This is a genomic window from Psychroflexus salarius, from assembly GCF_900129035.1.
Taxonomy (GTDB): Bacteria; Bacteroidota; Bacteroidia; order Flavobacteriales; family Flavobacteriaceae; genus Psychroflexus; species Psychroflexus salarius.
In genome coordinates this window covers 39539-66297 of sequence record NZ_FQTW01000003.1, presented here as the reverse complement: position 1 = coordinate 66297, position 26759 = coordinate 39539, and the positions used below count along the sequence as shown (strand labels likewise).

Sequence of the window (26759 nt, the reverse complement as noted above, 5' to 3'; positions counted from 1 at the left end):
AAAGCGGAGTTAACTCCGCTTTTTTCTAAAAATTTAAAGCATGGTCTAAATCGGCTACTAAATCTGTATCATCTTCAATCCCAACACTTAACCTAATTAACGAATCTACAATACCTAATTTTTCGCGCTCTGGTTTTGGTATAGAAGCATGCGTCATGCTTGCCGGATGTCCAGCTAAAGACTCTACGCCACCAAGAGATTCAGCTAAAGTAAAAACCTTCAACCGTTCTAAAAATTTAATGGCATCGTTAAGATTATCACCTTTAAGAGAAAACGAAACCATACCACCAAAATCTTTCATTTGGCGTTTCGCAATGTCATGATTCGGATGCGATGTTAAGCCAGGCCAATAAACCTGATTTACACTAGGATGTTGTACTAAAAACCCAGCGATCGCTTTTGCATTTTCAGAATGGCGTTGCATACGTAAATGCAAGGTTTTAATGCCTCTAAGCGCTAAAAAGCTATCCATAGGTCCAGCAATGGCACCACTTGCATTTTGAATAAAGTGGAGTTTTTCAGCGAGTTGTTTATCTTTGGTAACAAGTGAACCCATAACAAGGTCTGAATGCCCGCCAAGATATTTCGTTGCACTGTGCATAACAATATCTGCACCTAAATTTAGAGGTTGTTGAAGGTAAGCTGTTGCAAAGGTATTGTCAACCACTAAATTGATATGATGCTTTTGCGTAATTTCAGCTATGGCTTTAATATCAATAATATTCATCATTGGGTTGGTCGGTGTTTCAACCCAAATCATTTGTGTGTTTTTGTTAATATAAGTGGCCAGAGTTTCGGGATTGCTCATCCCAACAAAATGAAATTTGATACCAAAATCCTTGAAAATCGAATTAAACAAACGGTAAGTTCCACCGTATAAATCATTTGTTGAAATGACTTCATCTTCAGGTTTTAAAAGCTTCATTATCGCATCTATAGCTGCAAGTCCAGAGCTAAAAACTAGGCCATGCGTTCCGTTTTCAATTGAAGCTAAAGCTTTTTCAAGCGCAGTTCGTGTTGGGTTGGCACTTCTTGAATACTCAAAACCTTTATGTTGACCTGGCGAGGCTTGTGCATAGGTTGAGGTTTGGTAAATTGGAGGCATTACAGCGCCATACGCAGGATCAATATCTTCCTGACCGCCATGAATCGCTTTGGAGTTAAATTTCATAAAATCAGTTTTTAATAAAGTTCTTTAAGCCAGAATGAATTTCAAACATACCTATTGAAATGAAATTTCTTTCAGCTCTAATTGAAATTTTTCTGGTTTTTTATTACCTATTAAAATAGAAATTTCTTGAATGCTTGAAGCATCAAAGTTTGGTAAATCTAGTTGGCGACCTCTAAACTGAGGCTTAAAATCGGACAAGTTGAAACTAAAACGTTGCCATTCGCCATTTGTTTCAAAATTTTGATAATAGTTATAATAATCACTTTGAGAAGACTTCAACCTAAGTTGATAGGTCTTTGGTGCCGCTTTCACTTCAATAATAACGCGTTCGAAATCTTGGGTTGAAATTTGTTCGGGCATAAATTGAAGCATGCAAAAGCCACCATTGTTTTCTAAACTCACTTGGCCGCTAAATAGTAAAGCATCGTTTTTAAATGTGTAGTTGCTTGTAGAAACGCCACCCATGACAGCATCATTTACAATTTGCCAATACTTTGAATTTTGGTATTTTGGTGTCGAAAAGTCGTAGTTTTGAGCTTGCATAAGGCTTGGAATTAAAAGTAAAAAGAACAATTTCATAGCATTCATTTTTTATAAATTTATAATTTAAACTTAGCTGAAGATGCCAAACCGCTATAAATTAACACAATCTTACTTTTTGAATAGTGATGTTGTAAGCTTAGCCAAACAGCTATTGGGTTGTTACATTCACACAGAAATAAATGGAAATTATTGTTCTGGTATCATCACAGAAACTGAAGCCTATGCAGGTAAAAACGATAAAGCTTGTCATGCCCATTTAGGCCGATTTACAGAGCGAACAAAAGTCATGTACGAAATAGGTGGTATCGCTTATGTTTACCTTTGTTATGGGATTCATCACTTATTTAATATTGTTACCAATACAGCTGGAAATGCCGATGCCATTTTAATTAGAGCTGCCGAACCAACTGAAGGCGTTGAACATATGTTAGAGCGCCGAAATAAATTAAAACTTACGCCACAATTAACCGCTGGACCTGGCAATTTTTCAAAAGCTTTTGGGATTACAAAACAACATAATGGTTTGACAGTCACAGAACATCAAATTTGGTTGAGTCAAGGTACTTCAATCACTGAAAAAGATATAGTAAAAACAACACGTATTGGGATTGATTATGCCGAAGAAGACGCCTTACTGCCTTGGCGGTTTTATCTTAAAGAAAATAAGTTTGTATCTAAGAAAAGTCTCTCTTAATTTATTAATATTACGCTATAAAACTAACTACTATAGAATCTAAATACATGCCTTTAAAAAACCTAGCTTTATCCATTTTTTTATTAATTACTCAGCTTTGCTTATGCCAGCAATCAGCTTCAAGCTATACGAAATCGATCACTATTGAGCGAACCTATTATACAAGTTTTGAAAGGCACCATCAAACCAATAGAACTTATTTTTATGATCCTGATGATTATGGAGAACTTGTTCAACGAAGTAGAACTTATTTTTACGATCCTTCAGATTTAGAGCAGCATTTAATTATTGTAGGGCAAAATAAGGACAGCATTCATGCATTGCATGTTAATCATCGTAAGTACGGATTTCTTCGTTTATTAAAAAAAGACTTTCTTCAACTCAAAACGGTTACTTCTAATCTTAAAAAAGGCTATTTTTATCGTATTCAAGGAAATAAGAAGAAAAAAAGGTATTATTTAAAACACTACAAAATTATACGATTTAAAGATACGATTATTAATAATGAAGCTCATCATTATTTCGGAGTCGTACCTAAAAAAAAGAAGAAATTTAGGTACAAACCTAGAAGCCATTATATTGTTAAAAAAGATAGTAGCACTTTGCCGCTTGTACCCTATAATCATGCGCGCATTTTGCTTAATGAGTTAGACCATGATATTAAGGGTTTTATGAGGCTAGGATTCAGAATTGTTGGTAAAGATACTTCTGAAATTAGTCGTGGGTATAATGAGAATTCTATCTATAAAAAATTAAAAGTAATCGATAAGTAACCGATGCTTTAACGCTAAACTAATCTTAAATCAAGAAATATAGTCGCTAATTATTTCAAACTGCTATACTTTTGAATCATGAGCGATTTTAAGCTTTTTGAAAATTGGTTTGCACAGCAATCTTGGAAGCCATTTCAATTTCAAACCGACACTTGGCAAGCTTTTGCTGAAGGTAAACACGGTTTATTAAATGCCCCAACAGGCAGTGGTAAAACCTATGCACTTTGGGTACCAATTATTCAAGAAATTATTCAAAATTCTAATTCGCCTAAAGGCTTACAAGCGGTTTGGATTACACCCTTACGCGCCTTATCACAAGAAATACAGCAATCGGCCGAACGTTTAATAGCTGACTTAGACTTAAACCTTAGCGTTGGTATACGAACAGGTGATACCAGCCAGAAAGAGCGGCAACGCCAAAAACGACAAATGCCTCATCTTTTAATCACAACGCCTGAAAGTCTTCAATTACTTTTAGCTTCTAAAAATTACCCTAAAACTTTTAAAAACTGCCGTGCTATAGTCGTTGATGAATGGCATGAACTCTTAGGTACTAAACGTGGTGTCCAAATGGAATTAGCATTATCGCGACTTAAAGCTGTACAACAACAAGCACTCAAAATTTGGGGTATTTCAGCTACTATTGGCAACTTAGAGCAAGCGCGAGACGTGCTATTAGGTTTAAATCCTTCAACCCAAAATGCGTCTGTTTTAATTAAAGCACAACTCAACAAAACAATTGAAGTTAAAAGTTTAATTCCAAAGGAAATGGAACGCTTCCCGTGGCGTGGGCATATCGGACTTCATTTAATAGATGATGTGGTTAAGATTATCAAACAATCTAAAACCACCTTGCTGTTTACAAACACACGTTCACAATGCGAAATTTGGTTTCAAAAGATTTTAGAAAAATATCCAGAATTTGCAGGTGAATTTGCCATGCACCATGGTAGCATAAATAAAGACACGAGATTATGGGTAGAGCAAGCCATCAGAAACGAAAGTTTAAAAGCCGTTGTTTGCACTTCAAGTCTAGATTTAGGAGTCGATTTTGCTCCCGTTGAAACAATTATTCAAATTGGCGGCCCTAAAGGGGTTGCTCGATTTGTTCAACGTGCCGGTCGAAGTGGTCACCAACCTGGAAAAACCAGTCGTATTTACTTTTTACCAACACATGCCATTGAGCTCATAGAAGCCGCAGCCTTACAAAAAGCAGTTAAGCAAAATTATGTCGAGGACCGCATGCCCTACCTTAACAGTTTTGATGTCCTCGTGCAGTATTTAACCACTTTAGCTGTATCTGATGGCTTTTATCCGAAGGATATTTATCCTGAAATTAAATCGACTTTTTGCTTTCAAGCCATGACAGATGATAATTGGCGCTGGGCCTTGAATTTTATTACCAAAGGCGGACAATCACTTGAAAATTATGATGAATATCACAAGGTAGAAATTGAAGAGGATGGCAAATTTAAAGTCAATAATCGCGGTATTGCTATGCGGCATCGCTTACAAATAGGTACTATTGTAAGTGACCAAGTCTTAAGTGTAAAATACCTTAAAGGTGGCTTTATTGGGACTATAGAAGAGTGGTTTATTTCTAAACTTCAACCTGGTGATGTATTTACATTTGCAGGCCGAAATTTAGAATTGGTTCGGATTAAGCAAATGCAAGTCTTAGTGCGGAAATCAACCAAAAAAACTTCAAAAATTCCGAGTTGGATGGGCGGCCGTTTAAGTTTATCGTCCCAAATGAGTGAACTCTTAAAAGCCGAATTGTATAACTATCAAACTTCAACTGCTAAAGAAATAAAAGCTTTAGCACCGGTTTTACAAACCCAAGCTGAAGTATCTTCGGTTCCCAAACAACATCAGTTTTTAGTTGAAGTCTTCAAAACCCGGGAAGGCTATCATCATTTATTTTATCCTTTTGAAGGCCGTTTTGTTCATGAAGCCATGGGCAGTTTATTAGCCTATCGCATTAGCTTATTGCAACCCATAAGCTTTTCGTTAGCGTTTAACGATTATGGCTTTGAATTGCTCTCCAATAAGCCCGTAGATTTGCAAGACGTATTAGACAATAATTTATTTTCTCCAACCTATGTACTGGACGATTTACAGAAAAGTTTAAATGCCACGGAAATGGCCCGCCGAAAGTTTAGAGATATTGCCGTTATTGCCGGACTTGTGTTTACAGGCTATCCAAACAAACAACTAAAGAGCAAGCATTTACAATCCAGCTCGCAGCTTATTTTTGATGTATTTAAAGATTTTGAACCCGATAATCCTTTATTTAAACAAGCCATGACCGAAACCTTTGAGTTTTCATTAGAGCAAGGCCGTTTGCAGCAAGCCTTAGAACAGATTAGTACTCAAGAAATTTTGGTGAAGCAATGTCAACAACCTACGCCTTTTTCATTTCCTATTATAACAGATCGGCTACGGGAAAAACTATCGTCTGAAAAGTTAGAAGACCGCATTCAAGCCATGTTGAAGAAGTTGAGGAAATAGAATTATTGATACTTAACCCCTAAGCTATGTAATTCAGTTTTTTGTTGATTATAGGTGGTCAGATTCAAAGCTTTAGTGGCAGCTTCGATTAAGTTAACTTTAAAGCCAAACTCTAAAGCGTCTTTAATGGTAAAATATACACAAATGTCACCTGCCAAGCCACAAATATCAAATTCAATAACGCCTTTTGCCTTTAAGTAACCTGATAGACCTGTGTCTTTTTGCTTCAAGTTATCAAAAAAACCACTATAACTATCTATTTGTGGGTTGAGCCCTTTCCTAAAAATAGCTTCGATGGGTTTGGTGTTTAATTCCGGATGAAACTCTGCACCTATTTCACCTTGAACGCAATGGCTTGGCCATAAATTTTGTGATGCGCCGTTAGGTAACTGAATGCTTTCAAAGGCCTGTTTTTGTGTATGATTTTCTGCAAAACTAATGTGGTGTTCGGGATGCCAATCTTGCGTGGCTACCACTAAATCGTAATTATAAATAATGGCATTGATAGGCTGTATAATTTCGTTACCCTCAGGAATGGCCAATTGGCCACCTGGCATAAAGTCGATTTGTGGGTCTACGATTAGTAGTGTTTTCATCATCAAGATTTATAAGTCGTTCGTAATTTTTCTCTTGCTTCAAGCAATGCGGTAGATAAGCCTACTTTGTAGAGGTGCGGATTAGTAAATCGCTTATATTCGGCCGGTAGTTCAGCTAATTGTTGTTCAGCAAACCGCTTGATATCAACTAAAGGTGTTGGCGCTTGTTGCCGTTTTCCGTTGAGCATCACAGGTTGTAGTAGAGCTTCAAACTTCAGTTGGTCTAAAGGCATGGTTTTAGTTAAATCAAACGGATGGTGCATTTGATTAAAATCTGGTTGTTCTTCCGCTTTAGCGATAATATTAGCACCAATGAGTTGTTGATTTTGGTCACGTAATCGATACACTTGTTTTTGATGCGGCAAAGTAGACTTAGCTATGTTTTCAGATAATTTAAGGCGTGGTTTTTGGTTAGCGTAAGCCAGTTTGTAAACACCATCTAAGGCAGCGTCGGGATGACCAATAACTAAATTAGTCCCAACACCATACACATCAATCGGGGCATTTTGTTCTTGTAAACTCTTAATGACATATTCGTCCAGTTGATTTGAGACCGCTATTTTAACTTCGGTTAAGCCTTCAGCATCTAGCTGTTGGCGACATTGTTGCGAGAGATAGGCCAAATCGCCACTATCAATTCGAATACCTTTAAGCTGTTCGCCTTGTTGTTGTAAGCTTTTAGCTACCTTAATGGCATTTGGCAAACCGCTTTTAAGGCAATTATACGTATCTATTAGTAGGATACAGTTTTGGGGGTGAGCTTGCGCATAGGACTGAAATGCTTCTAACTCTGAATCGTAACTTTGTACAAATGCATGCGCCATGGTACCGGTTACTGGAATCTTGAAATCGGCTGCTGCTTTAACATTACTTGTGGTATCAAATCCGCCTATAAAAGCAGCGCGCGAGGCAAAATAAGCACCCATGGCTTGCGCTCGACGCATCCCAAAATCGATTAAAGTAGATTGTGGCGCAACTTGACGTATGCGGCTAGCCTTAGTAGCAATAAGGGTTTGAAAGTTAAGATAGTTGAGAAGTATAGTTTCTATGAGTTGTGCTTCGATTAAACTGGCTTTAACTTGAAGTACAGGTTGTGTAGGAAATACAAGTTCGCCTTCTTGTACACTGTAAATAGCACCTTTAAATTTAAAATCTTTAAGGTAGTTAATAAAGCTAGAGTCAAAACCTTGTTGCTGAAGATAGTCTAGATCTTGCGTCGTAAACTGAAACTGCTCTAAGGCTTCAAGCAATGACTCTAAACCACTAAAAATCACATACCCGTTTTTGAAGGGTAATTTCCTGAAAAAGTAGTCAAATACGGCAGTTTGGTTATTATGGTTGAGGTAGTGAACTTGTGCCATAGTCAGTTGGTACAAGTCGGTATAAGTGCCTGAAATTTGAAGCATAGCGTTTTTATATCAAAAATACGAGAAAACTTCAGCTGGAACGAAGGCTTTAGCTAGTTTTAACGGGAACTTCAAAACAAATTTTTGTGCCTTGATTTGGTTCAGAATATTCAACCCAAATATTACCATCATTTTCTTCAATAAAACTTTTACAAAGCACGGCACCAATGCCGCTACCTTTTTCTTGGCTTGTACCAATAGCAGAAATAATATCATCGCTATCAAATAGCTTTTCAGCTGTTTGTTTACTCATTCCGATACCTGTGTCTTCTATACAAACACGCGTGTGAGTTACGCTTTTGGAAGCCGTAATAATAATTTTATCTTCTTTTTCACAAAACTTGATGGCGTTTGAGATTAAGTTTCTTAAACAAAGTTCAAGTGTATTTTTGTCGATATAGATATTTTGGTTTGTGGAAACTTGGTTTATAACCTTAAGTTTTTTTGATTCAATAATATCCTTAAAGTCATTGATAATAGAATTTGTCAAGTCGTGTAAACCGATTGTGGTTTTATTTAGTTGGAATTCGTTTATAGATTGTTTGGCCCATTTTAATAGGTTGCTGATTAAGTTTTGGGTTGAATCAAGCTTGTGCTTTATTTCAGGTAACCATTGGTCAAACTCTTCTTTTGAAATTTTATTGGTGAGATAAAAACTTAAGATTTGATCAAGGTTAGTTAAAGGTTGCCTGAAATCGTGAGATATAATGGAGATTAAACGGTTTTTTTGGGTATGTAGTTTTTGGAGTTTGTTATTACGCAACTCAATTTCTTTAGAGTAACTTTCAAGTTGTTGGTTAGCTTTTGCTTGATTTTTTTTCAGGATTAGTAGTAAAATTATAATAATAATAGTACCGATTAAAATTATACTTAAACCGATTATGAAATTACGTCTTAAATTCAGTTTGAGTTCACTTTCAACCGTTTCTTGATTGCGTTCAAGTTGAAGTTGTTCTTTTAAATTTTTAAATTCGAGTTTTGCTTCAAGCTTGCCTAATTCACGCGATTTATCTTGATTAAAAAGGGAGTCTTTTAGTTGTCTATGCAGTTCTAAGTACTCTAAAGATGTTTTATAGTTTTTGTTAAGTTTAGCGAGCTTATAGAGTAATTGTGCAGCTTCGGCTTTTTCGCTTAAGGCTTGTGTTTTCTTAGCAAGTTTGAATGCTTTATCAGCATAAGTTTGAGCAGAGTCTAATTGATTTAAAGCTAAGCTAGCGTTTGATAAGCCAAGAAATGTAGAAGATTCGAGGTAGTCTAAATTTAAATTGGTTAAAAGTTTTTTTGCTTTTAAATAAGTGTTTTTAGAATCTTGATAATGACCTAGTTTAAATTGGTTATTGCCTTTGTTATTAAGATTATTTGCAAGCTTCGGCTTGCTATTCATCTTTTTATAAACGGCATTAGACTTGTCAAAATATCGTAGAGATTCTTTTGGATTTTTGTCCTGTAAAACTAAAGCAATATTTGAAAGTGCTGCTGCATAAGTAAAGTCGTCAATCCCTTTTATTATCTTAGCAGACTTTTGGTACAGTTTTAAAGCTTTTTCATCATCATTGAGTTCTAAATAATTATTAGCGAGGTTGAGCAATAAAACGGCTTCCATTCTTGGATTATTTATTGCTCGCGCAGATTCTAAAGCTTCTTCAAAATATCTTATAGAACTTAAGTAATTGTCTTTTTTACGCGCAATGTCACCTAGGTTATTTGCCATGGCTATAGCATCTCTAGTTCTCCCAACTTCTTTAAAGATTTTTAAGCTTTTGTCTAAGAAAACTGTTGCTGAATCAAACTTACCTTTTTCTAAATAAACTAAACCAAAGCCACTATAAACACTGGCGCGAGAACCTTTGTCGTTAAGGTTTTGATTAATTTCTTTAGCGACATTATAATTTTTTAAAGCTTCATCTAAATCGCCTTGCTTTAAAAAAATGCCACCGATATTATAATGGTTATTAAAAAGGCCTTGATTAGACTTTACTTTAGTATTAAAATAAATCGCCGAATCATAAGCTTTGAGCGATTCTTTAAAAAGGCCAAAGTTTTTATATAAATTGGCGAGGTTATTATAGCCTTTAGCAATTTTTGCCGTGTCTTTTTTATATTTATAAACTGAAATGGCTTGGTTAATCGACTTAAAACTTTTTTGTCTATTACCATCAAAATAATAATAAACCGCTAAGTTTTTTTGGGCATCGGCAATACCTATTTCATATTTAATTTGTTTGGCAATTGAAATTGCTTTTTCTGCATTGGGTTTAATGCTGTCGTACTTGATATAAATGTACTCGTAACTAATTTCATTAAAAAGGTCTACTTTTGCCTTTTTAGAAGCGGTTTTTTGGAGTTCAGTTTTTAAACTGTCAATTTTAGGATGCTGATTAAAGGCAAACATAAAATTGATTGATATGCAAAAAAGCAGGCTAATTATAAACTTTTTCATACATATGTTGGTTGGTTATACTTTCAAAGTTATTACTTTTTATTAAAGTTAAGCAGTTATTTAAGGATTTAATTACTAGTCTTTTACCTAAATCTTACAAAAAAATATAATAGTTTGAAACTAAAAATTCACGACATCAATATTGAGCTGCATTATTCTGGCGCTATATTTATGAAACAAATGAACACTTTAATTATAGCTGATGTTCATTTGGGAAAAATTGAACATTTTAGAAAACACGGCAGTGCCATTCCACCTATTTTGAGCGCAAAAAATTATATAGAGTTAGACCACGTGATTAACCAATATCAACCTGATCAACTTATTTTTTTAGGCGACTTATTTCATTCGACCAAAAATACAGATTGGCAACGTTTTACAAAATGGATTAAGCGACATCATTCTATAAAATTTCAACTGGTCATAGGTAATCATGATGTAATTTCAAGCCGAGAAATTGAAAATTTAGGCATAGAAACTTCAACCGAAGTTTACTTACAAGACTTCAAACTCACACATCATCCTGAGGTTACTGAAGACTATTTTAATATTTGTGGCCACATTCACCCTGGTTTTCACCTTAAAGGTTCCGCTAAACAATCGCTAAAGTTAGCCTGTTTTTATCACAAGCCTCAGCAACTTATTTTACCCGCTTTTGGGGCATTTACCGGTAAGTTTATCATTTCACCACAAGAAAATGAGCATGTTTATGCCATTGCCGAGCAAAACGTACTTAAAATTTTATAAGGAACTATTAATTTAAGCTCGATTTTAAGCTAAGATTGTATTTTTGTTTAAAATTTTAATTATGAAATTTCATACACTACAAATTCAACATATTAATCGCCAAACAGACAAGGCCGTCGAACTCATATTTAAAGTCCCTGAAGACTTAAGGTCTGAATTTAGCTATCAACCTGGCCAATATTTAACGCTTCAAACTTCAATTGAAGGTGAAGATGTAAGACGTTCTTATTCCATTAGCTCTTCACCAGATGAAGCTTTGTCGGTTGTTGTTAAAGCTATAGACCAAGGCGTATTTTCAAACTACGTTAATACACAATTAAAACCAGGCGACAGTTTAGGTGTTCATGTTCCAGAAGGTAATTTTACTTTGCCGGAAGAAATTGAAGATAAGCAGTTTATCGCATTTGCAGCTGGTAGTGGTATTACGCCAATTATGAGTATGATTAAATCTGTTTTAAAACAAAGCTCACGTTCAAAATTTGTGTTGGTTTATGGTAATAAATCGCCAAAGTCAAGTATATATCTACAAGAGTTATTAACTTTTCAGCAAAGTTATCCAGAGCGTTTTTTTATTGAGTCTGTTTATAGCGAAACCAAAGAAAATAACGCACAATTTGGTCGTATTGAAACACCAACCATTAATTATGTGATTAAAAATAAGTATGCTAACTTCAATTTTAATCAAGTTTATCTTTGCGGACCAGAACCGATGATAAACAATGCTATTAAAGTACTAAAAGAACAAGAAATCCCTGAAGAAAATATCAATTTTGAACTTTTCTTTTCAGCTGAAGACGCTGAGGTAAGTCAAAATCATGACGGTCAAACACAAGTTAAAGTGATTTTAGATGATGAAGAATTTGAATTTAGCATGCCAAAAGATCAAAAAATTCTTGATGCAATATTAGCGCAAGATATCGATGCGCCATATTCATGTCAAGGTGGAATTTGCAGTAGCTGTGTGGCAAAAATTACTGAAGGTAAAGCTGAAATGATTAAAAACCAAATACTTACTGATGAAGATACTGCTGAAGGATTAATCTTAACTTGCCAAGGACTTCCGTTAAGTGAAAATTTGACCATAGATTATGACGATGTTTAAATAAAATGATTAAACATTAGACTTAATAACCTTTAATTTAGAAACCAAAAATTATGGCAGGACATAGTAAATGGGCTAATATTAAGCATAGAAAAGGCGCCCAAGATAAAAAGCGTGCAAAAGAATTTACAAGAGCAATAAAAGATATTTCGGTTGCTGTAAAAGAAGGTGGCGGCGCAGACCCAGAATCAAACCCATCACTTCGTAATGCGATTGCCAATGCTAAAGGCGTAAATATGCCAAAAGACACGATTCAACGTGCTATTAAAAAGGCCTCTGGCGCTGATGCCGAAAATTACGAAACCGTTACTTTCGAGGGTTATGGTCCAAATGGCATCGCTATTTTTGTAGAATGCACAACAGATAATACCAACCGAACAGTGGCTTCAGTACGTTCTATTTTTTCAAAAAATGGCGGAAGTTTAGGGACTAATGGTTCATTAGAGTTTTTATTTGACCATAAAGGTGTGTTTACCATCGCTAAAGAAAATATCACCCTAAACCTTGAAGAACTAGAGCTTGAATTAATCGATGGTGGCGCAACTAGCTTTGAAAATGAAACCGACTTTTTAAGAGTTTATACCGATTTTAATGACTTCGGAAAAATGAACCAGAAGCTTGAAGACTTATCAATAGAAACTAAAAATGCTGGTCTACAGAGAATTCCGCTCAACACCACAGAATTACCAGTTGAAGACGCCATCAAAATCATGAATCTTATCGAAAAATTTGAAGATGATGATGATGTTCAAAACGTTTATCATACGCTTGAAATCACCGATGAATTAATTGAAGCTTTAAACGAAGGCCAATAGCTTAATCTTGTTTTAATAAGCTAGCTTCATTTTTTAAAGCATCTATACGAATACGAGCTTCGCCATACAGTTCAATGACGCTGTTTCCTATGGCAGAAATATTCACAAGGTTTTCTACAAAAGTAGTTACTTCAGCGTCTTCAGAAGTGTAGAGGTCTAAATTCATTATTTTAAATTCTTCAGCCTTAATTTTAGAAGAATTAGTGGCTGTAACATTTGCTTTTTTAGCAAAACCGACTAAACTTAAATCAGCTTTATCTTTAATAGCAAGTGTTAAGTTATCCGTATTTAATTCAATCTTGTTATTACTTTTCTTATTCAAGTTCAAAATAGTCTTTCGGCTTTCAATCTTAAGCTCGCAATTGGTAGCTATCTTAAAACCTTCATTATTGTTGTTGTTGAGCGTAAATTCATTACATGTAATTTCTGTATCTACGCTTGCATCATCGTTTAAAGTAAGGTTAAGTTGAGTTGTAGAAATACCTTTTTTAGATGTTAAAGCTGCTTCATCATTAAGTACAATTGTTTTTAAAGCTTCGGTATACCTTACAATTAATTTAAATGATTTAGAACGTTTGACAATTTTATTGACCGAACAATTTAAAACGCCATTAGATAAGTTAATATCTACAGCCGAGTGTAAGTTAGCGTCAGCTTCTAAAGTGACTGATGCACGCGCCGATTTAATTAATTCTATCTCTAAATTAGAGCCTACAATTAGGGTTTCAATCGGCTCATCAAAAATTTGTTGTTGTTCTTCAACCTCGCGGTTTCCTACTATTTTAGATTGAGCATTTAGATTTAAGAAACCTGAAAAAACAAACATTAATAAAATTAATGGCACAATAATTGGTTTGTTAGTCATAACATGAAGTTAAAATTAAAGACACAAAATTCTTAAATTTTAGCTTTATATAACCATATTTATTCATAAAAATAAAAAACCATGAAAACAACACTACTAACTTTATGCTTTATGTTAAGTTTTGGCCTGAGTTTTAGCCAAAGTGATTCTACAGAAACAAAACCAATTAATGTTAATTATTATATTGGTTTAGGGCTTCAATCTGCCGATGATTTTAATCTTTCTTCAGCACTTCAAAACGATGAATTTCCAGAAATTAGAACGACCGATTTTGAGTTTTCATTTGGTTTAACCGTTCAAACACCTAAAAGTATGTATAGTTTAGAATGGGCAACTTCAGAATCCGAAGATGATCAAAACGGTTATAATTATGAGTTGAGTCGTAATATGATAGGTTTAGGTTATCAATACAATCTATTTAAAATAAATCAACACAAGTTTAATCTCGGTGCCCAGATTAATTATACCTTCATTGAAAACGAATTGTATAATACTAACAGTGAAGCCGATTTAGCCAACCCATCTAATTTAGGAGAACTTACCAAAATAGATTTAAACAATTGGTATTTAGGACCAGTGATGAGTTTTCAGTTTAACAACAAAGACTTAGAACCTTGGTTAAGATTACAAGTAAGCTACGACTTCAATTTATCTCAAAACTCTTGGGATTCAGACTATACTCAATTAATTAATACAATTGAAGAAGACCAGCACATGTTTAGATTTCAAGTGATACTTCCATTTTAAAGCTTGAAAAACTAAATTTACCATTCTAAACAAGAAGCAATAGCGGCTCGGGTTTCAGCCTTGAGCCGTTTTTTATGCGCTAAATTTAAGCTTAAGTCTTCAGTTGAAATAAACGGGTGAATAACAGCCCTTAAAACACCAGGCGATCCTGTTAAAAACTGGTAACGAAAGTTTTTCTTATTATCAATAAAACTAATTGGTACAATGGGAATTTGATGTTCGATGGCAAGTCGAAACGCGCCATCTTTAAACTCATCTAGCTTAAGCGATACATCGTCAGGAACGCCACCTTCAGGAAAAATACAGATGCTTGTACCACGACTTAAACGGCGTTGAGCCTCAACAAAAGCGTCACGCCGACTTTGCGGACTTTTACGATCTACCAAAATACACATTCGTTTGTAGAAAAAACCAAATACGGGCAATTTGCTTAACTCTTTTTTCCCGATAAATACAAACGGCGATTTACTTACATAAAGCATCATCATGATATCAATCATGCTCGTGTGATTAGCCGTAAGCATGTAGCTTTTTCCTGGCTCTAAAGCTTGCTGGACTTTTACATTTGGTATAAAGCCCATGCCAAACAAAATAATCTTTGCCCAAAACCTTGCAATTCGGTAAGCATATTTATAATGCTTTTCTTTGGTGGTTGTCGCTAAAAGCGCTGGAAATAAAAGTAAAATAGGTACAATGACTAAGAGATAAAACCACAGTCGCCAAACAATTATAAATGGAATCTTAATAAATCGCATAGTTGCCAAATTTAGTAAACTCTATTGATACTGAAAGCTTTTAATTATCTTTGACGCTTCAAACATAACAAGAAACATGTCAAGAATATTAACAGGCGTTCAGAGTACTGGTGTGCCACATTTAGGAAATTTACTAGGTGCTATAATACCAGCTATAGAAATGGCCAATCAACCTAAAAACGATTCGTTTTTGTTTATCGCCAACTTGCACACACTCACACAAATAAAAGACCCTAAAGTTTTAAAAGAGAACACCTATGCCACAGCCGCAACATGGCTAGCTTTTGGTTTAGACGTCAATAAAAGTACCTTTTACAGGCAAAGTGATGTCCCGCAAGTAACAGAATTAACCTGGTATTTAAACTGTATGTTTCCATATCAAAGGCTAACGCTAGCACATTCATTTAAAGATAAAGCCGACCGTCTCGCTGATGTCAACGCTGGCTTATTCACTTATCCGATGCTAATGGCAGCCGATATTTTGCTTTATGATGCTGAAATAATTCCCGTCGGAAAAGACCAACTGCAACATATTGAAATGACGCGAGATGTTGCTGAGCGTTTTCATGCTAAATTTGGTGAAACCTTTGTGTTACCAAAAGCTCAAATTGCAGAAAACACCAAATATATTCCAGGGACAGATGGCGAAAAAATGAGTAAATCTAAAGGCAATACCATTAACTTGTTTCAAACCGATAAGAAATTACGTAAACAAATTATGGGTATTCAAACCGATAGTACGCCGCTTGAAAAGCCAAAAAACCCAGATACTTGCAATGTTTTTGCGCTTTATAAATTATTGGCAAAACCCAAAGAAACTGAAGGCTTACGAGCGAAATACCTTGCTGGTAATTTTGGTTATGGTCATGCCAAACAAGCTTTATTTGAACTTATTGTTGACAAATACCAAAAACAACGCCAAGCTTATACTGATTTTATGAATGACAAAGCTGAGTTAGACAATCAACTTGAGATTGGCGCTCAAAAAGCAACGCATGTGGCTGATGATGTACTAAGCCGAGTAAGAACAAAATTAGGCTATTAAGATGAAGCTATCTCCTGTAATTCAAGGTTGTATGACTTATGGGAAATGGGGAAAACAACTCTCAACCCAACAAATTACCCAACGTATAGAAGCCAATCTTGAAAACGGTATTTCTAGTTTTGACCATGCTGATATTTATGGAGATTATACCACAGAAGCTGAGTTTGGGAAGGCTTTTAAAGCAAGCAAAATAAATCGAAAAGACATTCAAATCATATCAAAATGTGGCTTGCAATTACCGTCTAAAAAGCGCCAGAACCAGTTGAAGCATTACCAATATAATGCAGATTACATCATTGCCCAAGCCAAGCAAAGTATTGCTAACTTAGAGTGTGACTATCTAGATGTGTTTTTATTACATCGGCCGAGTCCGCTTATGCAAAGTGATGAAATTGCTGAAGCTGTAGAACAACTTCAAAGCCAAGGTTTAATTAAGCAGTTTGGTGTGTCTAACTTCAGCCTAGCACAAATTGATTATTTAAGTGCTAGTGTTGAAATTTGTTATAATCAAATTCAAATTTCAATAACACATCTTGATGCGATTGAAAGTGACCATTTATATGGTTTAGCTCAGCGGCAAATTCAACCTATGGCTTGGCAACCTTTAGGTGATATTTTTAAATTAAGCCCTAATGCTAGATTAAACAAAATGCTGACAGAATTATGTATGAAATATTCTATCACAGAAGCTCAACTTGCACTGTTATTTCTGAACAAGTTACCGTTTGATATTTTGCCAATTATAGGTACAACATCGATTAATAGAGCGAAGTTATTAGTTGACACGCAACAACTTGATATAGAACGTCAAGACTGGTTTAAACTTTATGAAGCCTCACGTGGCGTTGAAGTAGCTTAGATTTATGATTAGTTTAAGCTTAAGATTGAAAAACCTCAACTATTTTAGTAACTAAACTTTAGTTATGGCTAAAAATGTATTAGGTACAGAATTGCAAGCCTGTTCTTTTAACCCTAAAACAGGTGTCTTTAGAGATGGATATTGCAGTTATACCAAGCAGGATCCAGGTTTACATATTGTTGCTGCTCAAGTAACGCAAGGTTTTTTGGAGTGGAATAAAGCGCGCGGTAATGACTTAATTACCCCAAAACCAGAATGGCAATTTATAGGACTTCAAGCTGGTGATTGGTGGTGCATTTGTATGGGCGTTTGGCTACGAAGCCGTGAAGCAGGGCATCCTTTAAAGTTAAAGTTAGAAGCTTGCCATGAAAAAATGCTTGATTATTTAGATTTAGAAGAATTAAAGGCATTCGCCGTTTAATATACTTACCTAAGTTTTAGCCATACAACATTTATAGCGTCTTCTTATTTCTACATTGTAAACTACAAGGTTTGAGTTGATTCGTTCTACATTTAAACCTTAATTATGATGACATTTATCATAAATAAAGAGCAATTACTGCCTCATATTTGCATTGTCAAACAATAGTTAAAAATTTTAACTCTATTAAATTATAAGGCAATGCGAATATCAATTTTAAAACTTAGCTTTTTAAGCTTCCTTTTTCTAGCTTCAATTGGTTTAAGTCAGGCTCAGAGTTTTAAGGCCAATGTAGAACACAGCCATGTTATTGTTGAAGGTACTTCAAATATTCACGATTGGGAAATTGAGGTTGAAGATTTAGTGAGTCAACTTCAACTGGTAAACGCTAACCAAGACGAATTATCAGTTCAGTCTATTGTGTTTAAGGTTCCTGTGAAAAGCATGAAAAGTGGTAAAGGTGGAATGGATAAAAACACTTACAAAGCTTTAGATGCTGATGACTATAAGTTTATTAATTTCAAATCGACTTCAATACAAAAATCGGCTGGAACTTATGTTGCTGTTGGCAATTTAACCATAGCTGGTACAACCAAAAAAGTTGAAATACCTTTCGAAATTTCGAAAACTAATAATCAAATAAAGCTCTCTTCAACCTACAAGATTAATATGCTAGATTATAACATAGATCCGCCGAAAGCTTTATTTGGTACAATTACTACGGGAGAAAATGTTACCGTTATGACTAATTTAACTTACAATAATTAAATCACTTACTTATGAAAACCATGAAAACAACCGTGTTTTTGCTAATTGCTTTGGCAATCACACAATTAACAAACGCACAGAAGCGCGATTTAGACAACTTTAGACCACGAGACCAACGCGGTGTCACTATGTTTGAAGCTCCAAAAGACACTACATCTACTTTTGATGGTGTAAAAGTTCGAATTGGTGGTGCATCAACACTACAGTTTCAAGCGATAGATCATGAAAATAATGGCGCAGTACCATTAATTGCTTTAGGCGATAACTTTAATTTAGCAACGGCTAACTTAGATTTAGATGTAGCGCTTTATGATGGTGTGAGAATGCACTTAAGAACTTACTTATCTTCCCGACACCATCCAGAACCTTATGTTAAAGGTGGATATTTATTGGTTGATAAGCTTGAATTTATTAATGAAGGCTTTATGGCCGATGCAATGAAGTATTTAACATTCAAGTTTGGTCACATGGAAATTAACTATGGTGATGCTCACTTTAGACGTTCTGATAATGCTGCAACAATTTACAACCCATTTATTGGTAACCATTTAATGGATGCTTTCACAACTGAAGTTGGTTTTGAAGCTTATTATAGAAGAAGTGGATGGATTGCCATGTTAGGTGTAACCAATGGTAAGCTTAACCAATCGGTTGAAGAAACTAATACTAAAGCATCTTTTGTAGCAAAATTGGGCTATGATAAGCAAATTAATGATGACTTAAGGTTTAGGTTAACTGGTTCTATGTACTCCACTAGCGAATCTTCTAAAACATGGCTATACGATGGTGATCGTGCAGGTTCTAGATATTATTTAGTCATGGAAGATGTAGATGCAAGTTCTAGTAGTAACTTTCGTTCAGGTCGAATTAATCCAGGTTTATCAACAGAGTTAACTTCAATTATGATTAACCCATTTGTAAAATATAAAGGATTAGAGTTCTTCGGACTATATGAAAATGCTTCTGGTAAAGGTTTTGGTCCTAACCCACCTAGCCGAACTTATAACCACTATGCAGCAGATTTGCTATATCGTTTTGGAGAAAATGAAGACTTCTATGTAGGCGGTAGATATAGTTTAGTTGATGGTGAACAAGCACCTGGACAAGATATTTCTGTTGATAGACTTCAGCTTGGCGCTGGTTGGTTTATGACTAAAAATATTCTTACTAAAATTGAATATGTTAAACAGTCTTATTCAGATTTTGATGCTACAAGTATTCTAGCTGACGGACAATTTGATGGATTGATGCTAGAAGCTGTAATCAGTTTTTAATAGTTGTTTGAATTAACCAAAAAGGGCTTGAGTTTGATCAAGCCCTTTTAATTATTAAATTATGAAAGCCTTACCATACTTATTTTTTATTTTGAGTTTTGGCTTTTTTATATCAACTAATAATACAGTTGATGTTCACATAAAAAAAGGGAGCCAAATTACAATTAGCGGACAATCTAATGTTAATAAATTTTCCTGCGTTTATACCACTTCAATAGCACCAGGATGTCAAATCGTAGATTATAATACCCTTAGTAGTGCTATCATTTTAGATGATGCTAAAATTAAATTAAAAAGTGAAGCTTTTGATTGTGGCGGCAGAATGATTAATCGTGATTTTAATAAGCTAATGCAATCTGAAGACTATCCTTACATAAGTATTACGCTTACTCAAATTAATTTAAAAGAAGATGTATTTGAAGTTGAAGCTTTAATTAAAATAGCTCATCAAACTAATCTTTACGCTTTTAATATTTTACCACAACACAATAATAATTATAAAGGTAACTTAAAATTAAATATTAATGATTTTGATATGGAAGCACCAAGAAAATTACTTGGAACCATTCAAGTTGATCCTGTAATTAATATCGAATTTGATTTAAATTTAGAGGTAAATTAAGTTGATAAGCAACTATACACTACATATTCAAACTTAACTTTTAGAGATTATAATTTCTTAAAGTTTAAGCTTAAGCCAATAGTTTTTAGTATTTTAATTGTTTTAGTATTAAATTGTTGTAAATTACATTCAGTTTATTTTACCACAACATTTTTATACTAGACCATCTCATTGTTATGAACTGCTTTAAACCTTTCTTTTTTACTCTTATTACGCTTTTATTTTTTTCCTTTTTTAGTTTTTCTCAGGAACTGCCGCCAGTTTTAAGCTTTACAACTGAAGATTATAATGCTGATAATCAAAATTGGTCTGTGACTCAAACAAAAAGTAAAGACTTGTTTTTTGCTAACAGTAAAGGCCTTTTAAAATTTGATGGTGAGCGTTGGGAACTACTAGGTTCACCTAATAAAACTATTTTAAGATCTGTTTTTGCGGTAGACAATTCTGTTTATAGTGGTGCTTATATGGATTTTGGTGTATGGGAGAAGAATGAACAGGACAATTACAAATACACTTCATTATCTAAAGATTTAGATTTAACAGAAGATGAGCAATTCTGGAAAATCGATCAGTTAAATCAGTTTATTGTGTTCCAGTCTTTACATTCTATTTATCTCTACAATACAACTAATCAATCTTTTGAGGTAATTTCTTCTGAGTTTGGTATTACCAAAATGATGGTTGTAAACAATATTCTTTATTACCATAAAGTTGATGAAGGTGTTTTTAAGCTTATTAATGGTCAAGAAATTCCAGTTAACACAACATCATTGATTCAAAACAGTCTCGTTTTAAATATATATGACATAAATGACAAACTTTATGCTCAAACTCAATACAACGGCATTATTAAGTTAAGTGATAATTCGGCCTATGTTCCTAATAATTACCTTGATTTATGGCCAAATATTTCAGTTTATAATAGCATTCAGGTTGATAATGGCGACATTTATCTAGGTACAATTTCACACGGATTATTAAAACTCTCTAATAATCAAATCGAATTTCATTTAAATCAAGAAAATAATTTAAATAACAACACAATTTTAAATTTATATCAAGATGTTAAAGGTAATATTTGGCTAGGCTTAGATAATGGCATTAACTGCGTAAATACAGCATCTAAAATTAGCATTTATAATGACGGGAATGGTGATTTAGGAACAGTTTACACTTCTATTAAAATTAAAGATACCATTTATTTAGGAACCAATCAGGGCTTGTTTTACAGAGATAAAAATAGCTCTAATTTTAATTTTATTAAAGGTACTAAAGGTCAGGTTTGGTCATTATTTAATCATAATAATCAGTTATTTTGTGGTCATAATATTGGTACGTTTTTAATTGATAATGCCAAAGCCAGATTAATTAGTAATGTACAAGGCACCTGGTCGTTTAAAGCTGTTGATCAAAGCACGGTTATATCAGGGAATTATAATGGTTTGCACAAGTATAAAAAACAAGATACGACTTGGGTTTATGAACAAAAAATCGAGGGCTTTAATATCTCTACGAAATATTTTGAATTCCTCAATAAAGACGAAATTTTAGTTAACCATGAATACAAAGGGATTTACAAATTGAAGTTAAATGATAGTTTAACCGAAATAACTTCAGTTAAGAAAGATTTTTCTGTTCCAAAGGGTTTATATTCTTCTATTATTAAATATCAAGACAAAATTCTTTATGCTTACAAAAATGGAATTTTCAGCTATAATAATACCAAGAAACAGTTTCAAAAAGACAGTATTCTTTCTCAGTTTTATTCTTATGATCAATACACTTCAGGGCGTTTAGTAAAAACAAAAGATGGTAAAATTTGGGCTTTTTCTAAATCAGACATCACCCTTTTGTTGCCAAGTTCGCTGAAAAATGGTTACACGACTATAAAGTTACCTATTAACAACGAAAGTAGGCGACAAATTTCTGGCTATGAGAATGTAAGTTTATTAGCCTCTGATAGTTATTTGCTAGGAAGTAGTAATGGTTATTTGAAACTTAATCTAAGTCAGTTTAAACAACCAAATCCAGAAGTAAACTTAAACAAAATTGTAGTATCTTCTAAAAACAAGGATACGTCCTTTGTTGCAACTGCTGGTCGTAACATATTTAAAAATAAACATAACGATATAGCGTTCTTTTTTACAGCTTATAATTATCAGTCAGTTTTTAAAAGTGAATATCAGTACAAGTTAGATAACTATAGTAATAAGTGGAGTGATTGGCAGTCAAATGGTCAAGTTAACTTTAAAAATTTACCGCACGGCAATTACACCTTTAAATTAAGATCTAGAATTGGTAAAGAAAATCTTAGTGATGTGCTTAGCTATAGTTTTGAAATTAAAAAACCCTTATACTTAACCAACAAGATGTTGGTTTTATATGTATTTATACTGATAGGTTTTGGCTTTTTTGTTCATTTCCTTTATAAAATGTATTACAAAAAGCAAAAAAAGCAACTACAAGAAAAACTCAAAAACGATCTTGAACTCAAAGAGCTTGAGGCGCAACGTAAAATTATGCGCATTAAAAATGAAAAGCTTGAGCAAGATATAGAAAATAAAAATAGAGAGTTAGCCATTTCGACAATGAGTTTAATTAAGAAAAATGAATTTTTAGCTTCAATAAAAAAAGACCTCAAAGAAGTTAAAGCTAAAAAAGGCAAACAATTAGACCATGTGCTTAAAACAATCAATAAAAACTTAAACAATTCAGATGATTGGAGTTTTTTCGAAGAAGCTTTTAATAATGCAGATAAAGATTTCTTAAAGAAAATCAAGTCAAAACACCCTTCTTTAACACCAAACGATTTAAGGCTTTGTGCATACCTACGCTTAAATTTATCTTCTAAAGAAATTGCACCACTTTTTAATATTTCAACTAGAAGTGTTGAAGTAAAACGATACCGATTACGTAAAAAGATGAACTTAGATAGGAATGATAGCCTAACTAACTATATTTTAGAACTTTAATTGCTTTAATAGTGAAATACTTAATACGGGTTTTTAAGTTGTAATTTACCTAGTGCCAAAATAAAAAGCTTAAATATTAGATTAAGCAATTTTTCATAAATTTAATTCTTCTGGAACATACTGTGTAATCATCATTTTCAATAGCTTAACGAAAACGATTGCGAAGCAAAGCGATTTATAATCCAATTTCAATAAATTAAAGCATAAAGACAACCTTTACAAACTTAATTTTTAACCATACATTACCTATACAAATTCATTAAATAGATTTATAACTTAAAAAAGCACCAGATTCTGATTGTGTTTATTATAAGGCTTTTGTGTGATTTTTTAAAGATTCGGCAATAATTAGCTGTTTATGTTGCAATGTATATTTTTTGTAGTGTAATATTTTAAGAATAACTAAACTAAATCCTTTAAGTTTGGTTTCTATGAATTTCTTAAATTCTTTAACATGAAAAAAATTGTATTCTTTTTTGTCTGTTTACTCTTCTCAACATCTAGTTTTTCACAAGGCCATGATGTTGAAATAATTTCGAATAATCAAGGCATGAAATTGAAAGTCGATGGTAAAGACTTTATTATTAATGGTATGAATTGGGATTACTTTCCAAGAGGAACAAATTTCAATTACAGCCTTTGGAATCAATCAGACGAGTTAATAAAAGCCGCACTCGATTCAGAAATGGGTCTGCTTAAAAATATGGGTGTTAATACCATAAGATTGTATACAGGAATCCAACCTAAATGGATTACCTATATCTACGAAAATTATGGTATTTATACCATGTTAAATCACTCTTTTGGTAGGTATGGCCTCACGATAGATGGCGTCTGGACGCCCGTTACTAAATATGATGATCCAGCGACACAAAATTTACTCATGTCAGAGGTAGAACAGTTAGCCGCAGAATATCAAAATACACCTGGTTTACTGCTTTTTCTTCTTGGTAATGAAAATAACTACGGCTTGTTTTGGGCTGGTGCCGAAACTGAAGATTTTCCAGATGAAGAAGATCAAAAGAGAGCTGTAGGTGAAAATAGAGGTCGTCCTATGTACAAGCTTATGAATGAAGCTGCTGTGAAAATGAAGCAGATTAATGATAACTTACCTGTAGCTATTTGTAATGGTGATTTGCTTTTTCTCGACATTATAGCAGAGGAATGTCCAGATGTAGATATTTACGGTACAAATATGTATCGTGGCGCTTCTTTTGGTGATGCCTTCGAAAGGGTTAAAAATGAATATGGAAAACCTATTCTTTTTACAGAATTTGGAGCAGATGCTTTTAATGCCATAGAAAACCAAGAAGATCAAAAATCTCAAGCTTATTATATGGTAGAGAATTGGGAAGAAATTTATAAAAACGCTGCAGGTCTCGGGTTAGCCGAAAATTCGATTGGTGGTTTTACATTCCAGTTCAGCGATGGTTGGTGGAAATACGGTCAAACTGATAATCTTGATGTGCACGATAGCAACGCGTCATGGTCTAATGGCGGTTATGAAAGAGATCATGTTGAAGGTCAAAATAATATGAATGAAGAATGGTTTGGCGTTTGTGCAAAAGGACCAACCAATGCAAGAGGTTTGTATGATCTTTACCCAAGAGCTTCTTATTATGCATTAAAAGAAGCTCATAAAATCAACCCTTACGAAGAAGGCGTTAATCTCAACTTTGTTGATAACTATTTTAATAATATTCAATTAATGGATGCTGTTTTAAAAGCTCGAGGTGATAAGGCAGCACTTGGTGGTGGAAGCTCCGAAAAAATAAGTATTAGTAGGTTATCGGCACAATTCACAACTTTTAACACAGGTGGAAGCTTAATTACAACACCAGATAACCCAGATCCGGATAGTAATGCCTTCCCGAATCAACTTGGTTTTGACCATATGCAATCTTATTTTGTTGGAATTGAAGGTAGACCAGCACCTAATATGAGAGCTAATGTAGACTTTAATATTGTTGGTCGTGTCGCTCAAAATCCGATTGATGAAATATTTTATGAAAATAGAACCAGACCAATTACGGTGGCATCACCTGATGGTGAAACGGTAATTAACGATAATAATCGCGTTGCTGTTTATCAAGCAGAATACGAGTGGAAAGCCAAACATTTCGATTTAAGAGGTTTTTATAGAACAGGTCACTATCATTGGGGCTATGAAGGTGATTTCTTTGGTTTATATCCAGAGGCTAATTATGGCCCTAATTTAGATATTTACGGCGGTGAAATTTCAGGTTTTGAGGTAGATGGCAAAGGTGTAGCTAAAGGTTTAAAAGCTGCTTTTGGACCTCAACTTTGGTGGGGCGCTAACCCAACAGCACTTTTTAAATATTCAACAAATATCGCTAAATGGGATGTCACAGGTATTTACCATAGAGATATTGAAACCGATTTAGAATTTGATGAAAATGGAAGGCGTGTTTTAGACCTTAATCAGGTTCGAAGTGGTGTAATTCCGCCATGGCCAACAGAAAGAGCTGCAATTGCTTTAGAAAGAGATTTTGGAAAGTTCGGTTTAACTTTAGGAGGTGTTTGGAGCGGAAGTCCATTAAACGGAAGCTCATATCAAGACGTAAGAGGAACTCCTGGAAACTATACTGTTCTTGTTGATAAAATAAAACCCGAAGATAATTGGGGTGGTAAAGCTAAAATCACTTATGAAGGCGGTAAGTTTAATTGGTATGCCCAAGGTGCAATTATGGGACTTATTGCTAATACTGGAGCCGATCAAACGCAAACATTTACAGGCTGGCGATTAAAAGATTCTGGAAGTGGTAACCAATCTAACTTTTTATCGGGTTTCACTTATAATATCGGTAACTGGCAAATTGCACCAAACTTTTTATGGCAAAAACCTTTGGTAGGACCGATGCCAAGAGGAATTGATGCTCCTGGAAGATTAAGAAATATTATTGACGATCCATTCGCGGTAAGAAGTAATCGTGAAACGACCGCTGGAGAATTGTTACTAACTTTTGACCCAACACCAGGAACATGGATGTATGAGTGGAATAATGATAGAGCAGAAGATGCTTCTTTTGCTATGAGTGCTGGTTTTGTTTACCGTCACCATCCTACTGCGATGGATGGTCATATCGGTTTCTTAGCAGACCGTACATTTTTTGCTTTTCCTGATTCTGCACCAGCTGAAGATTTATGGGAAGCACATACCAGAATGGTGTCTAAATTAACACCTGATTTAGGTATTATCGGAAACTTTTATTATGGTAATGGTCAAGCCAATGGTGACGATCCTAGATTAATCAAGCGCTTTGGTGGTGATATCAGAATGATTTATAAAAAAGTAAAAGCGCAAGCTATGGTTAAAGTTAATGATTGGGGACCATTTGATTATCATAGAGACTTCAACCTAACTTTTCCGCTTCAACTTATGCTAGATGTTTCTACAACATTAGCAAAACCAGACTGGTTCATGCTTCCTAGTACTAAAATTGGTATCAGAGGTACATGGCGATCGCTTGATCAAAATTCACCTAGATATGCGCCTGCAACGCCACCAGAAAACGTATTTCCACCACAGCCAGTACTTAGTGCAGTTGGCTTTCCTAATGGTTCAGAATGGGAAATTAGAACATACATTCATATTAATATCGGAAAATAATT

At 34.3% G+C, this 26759-nt stretch carries 22 protein-coding genes; 15 read left to right on the top strand and 7 right to left on the bottom strand.

All coding sequences use genetic code 11. The features are described from left to right. Nucleotides 1-25: 25 nt before the first annotated feature. Both BUB82_RS04965 and BUB82_RS04960 read right to left on the bottom strand, forming a co-directional pair. Complete coding sequence (locus tag BUB82_RS04965) at nt 26-1171, bottom strand: cystathionine gamma-synthase (RefSeq protein ID WP_073192502.1); 1146 nt, start codon at nt 1169-1171, stop codon at nt 26-28. A 51-nt stretch (nt 1172-1222) separates the two neighbouring features. After that, nucleotides 1223-1750, bottom strand: coding sequence for a CIA30 family protein (locus BUB82_RS04960; protein WP_073192715.1), 528 nt, complete (start codon nt 1748-1750; stop codon nt 1223-1225). A gap of 43 nt (nt 1751-1793) precedes the next feature. Between BUB82_RS04960 and BUB82_RS04955 the strand changes: the two genes are divergently transcribed. The 3 genes from BUB82_RS04955 to BUB82_RS04945 all read left to right on the top strand — a co-directional run bounded on the left by BUB82_RS04955 (nt 1794) and on the right by BUB82_RS04945 (nt 5692). Continuing rightward, on the top strand, nt 1794-2408 hold the full coding sequence (locus BUB82_RS04955; protein ID WP_073192501.1) for a DNA-3-methyladenine glycosylase: 615 nt from the start codon (nt 1794-1796) through the stop codon (nt 2406-2408). A gap of 47 nt (nt 2409-2455) precedes the next feature. Next, nucleotides 2456-3181, top strand: coding sequence for a hypothetical protein (locus BUB82_RS04950; RefSeq protein ID WP_073192500.1), 726 nt, complete (start codon nt 2456-2458; stop codon nt 3179-3181). A 78-nt stretch (nt 3182-3259) separates the two neighbouring features. Then, a complete protein-coding gene (locus tag BUB82_RS04945; RefSeq protein ID WP_073192499.1) occupies nt 3260-5692 on the top strand; it encodes a ligase-associated DNA damage response DEXH box helicase in 2433 nt (810 codons plus the stop codon). A gap of 2 nt (nt 5693-5694) precedes the next feature. Here the strand turns inward: BUB82_RS04945 and pncA are convergent, their stop codons facing one another. The 3 genes from pncA to BUB82_RS04930 are packed head-to-tail and all read right to left on the bottom strand — an operon-like array spanning nt 5695 to nt 10134. After that, nucleotides 5695-6288, bottom strand: a complete 594-nt coding sequence (gene pncA / locus BUB82_RS04940) for a bifunctional nicotinamidase/pyrazinamidase (RefSeq protein WP_073192498.1) — start codon at nt 6286-6288, stop codon at nt 5695-5697. Nucleotides 6289-6290: 2 nt separating this feature from the next. Beyond that, the gene (locus BUB82_RS04935) at nt 6291-7694 is read right to left on the bottom strand and encodes a nicotinate phosphoribosyltransferase (protein ID WP_073192497.1); all 1404 of its coding nucleotides are present in this window, start codon (nt 7692-7694) and stop codon (nt 6291-6293) included. 49 nt (nt 7695-7743) lie between these two features. Then, a complete protein-coding gene (locus BUB82_RS04930) occupies nt 7744-10134 on the bottom strand; it encodes a tetratricopeptide repeat-containing sensor histidine kinase (protein WP_073192496.1) in 2391 nt (796 codons plus the stop codon). Nucleotides 10135-10248: 114 nt separating this feature from the next. On the opposite strand from BUB82_RS04930, the gene pdeM reads away from it, so the two are divergent. The 3 genes from pdeM (at nt 10249) to BUB82_RS04915 (ending at nt 12798) form a co-directional block, all read left to right on the top strand. After that, a complete protein-coding gene (gene pdeM / locus BUB82_RS04925) occupies nt 10249-10881 on the top strand; it encodes a ligase-associated DNA damage response endonuclease PdeM (protein WP_073192495.1) in 633 nt (210 codons plus the stop codon). Nucleotides 10882-10942: 61 nt separating this feature from the next. After that, on the top strand, nt 10943-11983 hold the full coding sequence (locus BUB82_RS04920) for a ferredoxin--NADP reductase (RefSeq protein WP_073192494.1): 1041 nt from the start codon (nt 10943-10945) through the stop codon (nt 11981-11983). A 53-nt stretch (nt 11984-12036) separates the two neighbouring features. Continuing rightward, nucleotides 12037-12798 (top strand): YebC/PmpR family DNA-binding transcriptional regulator, encoded by a 762-nt coding sequence (locus tag BUB82_RS04915; RefSeq protein WP_073192493.1) that lies wholly within the window; start codon nt 12037-12039, stop codon nt 12796-12798. 1 nt (nt 12799) lies between these two features. On the opposite strand, the gene BUB82_RS04910 is transcribed toward BUB82_RS04915, so the two are convergent. Then, nucleotides 12800-13663, bottom strand: coding sequence for a GIN domain-containing protein (locus BUB82_RS04910; RefSeq protein WP_073192492.1), 864 nt, complete (start codon nt 13661-13663; stop codon nt 12800-12802). A gap of 81 nt (nt 13664-13744) precedes the next feature. Here BUB82_RS04910 and BUB82_RS04905 point away from each other — a divergent pair, with 81 nt between their 5' ends. Further along, nucleotides 13745-14410, top strand: coding sequence for a hypothetical protein (locus BUB82_RS04905; RefSeq protein ID WP_073192491.1), 666 nt, complete (start codon nt 13745-13747; stop codon nt 14408-14410). 17 nt (nt 14411-14427) lie between these two features. Here BUB82_RS04905 and BUB82_RS04900 read toward each other — a convergent pair whose 3' ends face one another. After that, nucleotides 14428-15165, bottom strand: coding sequence for a lysophospholipid acyltransferase family protein (locus BUB82_RS04900; protein ID WP_073192490.1), 738 nt, complete (start codon nt 15163-15165; stop codon nt 14428-14430). 76 nt (nt 15166-15241) lie between these two features. Here BUB82_RS04900 and trpS point away from each other — a divergent pair, with 76 nt between their 5' ends. From trpS to BUB82_RS04860, 8 genes are all read left to right on the top strand, one after another. Continuing rightward, complete coding sequence (gene trpS, locus BUB82_RS04895; protein WP_073192489.1) at nt 15242-16210, top strand: tryptophan--tRNA ligase; 969 nt, start codon at nt 15242-15244, stop codon at nt 16208-16210. Between the two features lies 1 nt (nt 16211). Further along, nucleotides 16212-17069, top strand: coding sequence for an aldo/keto reductase (locus BUB82_RS04890; protein WP_073192488.1), 858 nt, complete (start codon nt 16212-16214; stop codon nt 17067-17069). Nucleotides 17070-17133: 64 nt separating this feature from the next. Next, nucleotides 17134-17490: a DUF2237 family protein gene (locus BUB82_RS04885; RefSeq protein WP_073192487.1), complete on the top strand. Its 357-nt coding sequence runs from the start codon at nt 17134-17136 to the stop codon at nt 17488-17490. A 201-nt stretch (nt 17491-17691) separates the two neighbouring features. After that, the gene (locus tag BUB82_RS04880) at nt 17692-18258 is read left to right on the top strand and encodes a YceI family protein (protein WP_073192486.1); all 567 of its coding nucleotides are present in this window, start codon (nt 17692-17694) and stop codon (nt 18256-18258) included. Between the two features lie 11 nt (nt 18259-18269). Beyond that, nucleotides 18270-19532 carry a hypothetical protein gene (locus BUB82_RS04875; protein WP_394331617.1) on the top strand — a complete coding sequence of 421 codons (1263 nt, stop codon included), beginning with the start codon at nt 18270-18272 and terminating at the stop codon, nt 19530-19532. Between the two features lie 61 nt (nt 19533-19593). Then, complete coding sequence (locus BUB82_RS04870; RefSeq protein WP_073192485.1) at nt 19594-20154, top strand: hypothetical protein; 561 nt, start codon at nt 19594-19596, stop codon at nt 20152-20154. Between the two features lie 176 nt (nt 20155-20330). Beyond that, entirely contained in the window at nt 20331-23126 is a 2796-nt protein-coding gene (locus tag BUB82_RS04865) for a helix-turn-helix and ligand-binding sensor domain-containing protein (RefSeq protein ID WP_073192484.1), read from the top strand. A 454-nt stretch (nt 23127-23580) separates the two neighbouring features. Further along, a complete protein-coding gene (locus BUB82_RS04860) occupies nt 23581-26757 on the top strand; it encodes a glycoside hydrolase 5 family protein (RefSeq protein WP_073192483.1) in 3177 nt (1058 codons plus the stop codon). Nucleotides 26758-26759: the final 2 nt, after the last annotated feature.

Coding starts and splice junctions, on each gene's coding strand:
- BUB82_RS04905 (WP_073192491.1), top strand. CDS start 13,745: ATGAAAACAACACTACTAACTTTATGCTTTATGTTAAGTTTTGGCCTG.
- BUB82_RS04965 (WP_073192502.1), bottom strand. CDS start 1,171: ATGAAATTTAACTCCAAAGCGATTCATGGCGGTCAGGAAGATATTGAT.
- BUB82_RS04955 (WP_073192501.1), top strand. CDS start 1,794: ATGCCAAACCGCTATAAATTAACACAATCTTACTTTTTGAATAGTGAT.
- BUB82_RS04960 (WP_073192715.1), bottom strand. CDS start 1,750: ATGAAATTGTTCTTTTTACTTTTAATTCCAAGCCTTATGCAAGCTCAA.
- BUB82_RS04865 (WP_073192484.1), top strand. CDS start 20,331: ATGAACTGCTTTAAACCTTTCTTTTTTACTCTTATTACGCTTTTATTT.
- BUB82_RS04935 (WP_073192497.1), bottom strand. CDS start 7,694: ATGCTTCAAATTTCAGGCACTTATACCGACTTGTACCAACTGACTATG.
- BUB82_RS04875 (WP_394331617.1), top strand. CDS start 18,270: ATGAAAACCATGAAAACAACCGTGTTTTTGCTAATTGCTTTGGCAATC.
- BUB82_RS04945 (WP_073192499.1), top strand. CDS start 3,260: ATGAGCGATTTTAAGCTTTTTGAAAATTGGTTTGCACAGCAATCTTGG.
- BUB82_RS04900 (WP_073192490.1), bottom strand. CDS start 15,165: ATGCGATTTATTAAGATTCCATTTATAATTGTTTGGCGACTGTGGTTT.
- BUB82_RS04885 (WP_073192487.1), top strand. CDS start 17,134: ATGGCTAAAAATGTATTAGGTACAGAATTGCAAGCCTGTTCTTTTAAC.
- BUB82_RS04930 (WP_073192496.1), bottom strand. CDS start 10,134: ATGAAAAAGTTTATAATTAGCCTGCTTTTTTGCATATCAATCAATTTT.
- BUB82_RS04915 (WP_073192493.1), top strand. CDS start 12,037: ATGGCAGGACATAGTAAATGGGCTAATATTAAGCATAGAAAAGGCGCC.
- pncA (WP_073192498.1), bottom strand. CDS start 6,288: ATGAAAACACTACTAATCGTAGACCCACAAATCGACTTTATGCCAGGT.
- BUB82_RS04870 (WP_073192485.1), top strand. CDS start 19,594: ATGAAAGCCTTACCATACTTATTTTTTATTTTGAGTTTTGGCTTTTTT.
- BUB82_RS04880 (WP_073192486.1), top strand. CDS start 17,692: ATGCGAATATCAATTTTAAAACTTAGCTTTTTAAGCTTCCTTTTTCTA.
- BUB82_RS04890 (WP_073192488.1), top strand. CDS start 16,212: ATGAAGCTATCTCCTGTAATTCAAGGTTGTATGACTTATGGGAAATGG.
- trpS (WP_073192489.1), top strand. CDS start 15,242: ATGTCAAGAATATTAACAGGCGTTCAGAGTACTGGTGTGCCACATTTA.
- BUB82_RS04860 (WP_073192483.1), top strand. CDS start 23,581: ATGAAAAAAATTGTATTCTTTTTTGTCTGTTTACTCTTCTCAACATCT.
- BUB82_RS04920 (WP_073192494.1), top strand. CDS start 10,943: ATGAAATTTCATACACTACAAATTCAACATATTAATCGCCAAACAGAC.
- BUB82_RS04910 (WP_073192492.1), bottom strand. CDS start 13,663: ATGACTAACAAACCAATTATTGTGCCATTAATTTTATTAATGTTTGTT.
- BUB82_RS04950 (WP_073192500.1), top strand. CDS start 2,456: ATGCCTTTAAAAAACCTAGCTTTATCCATTTTTTTATTAATTACTCAG.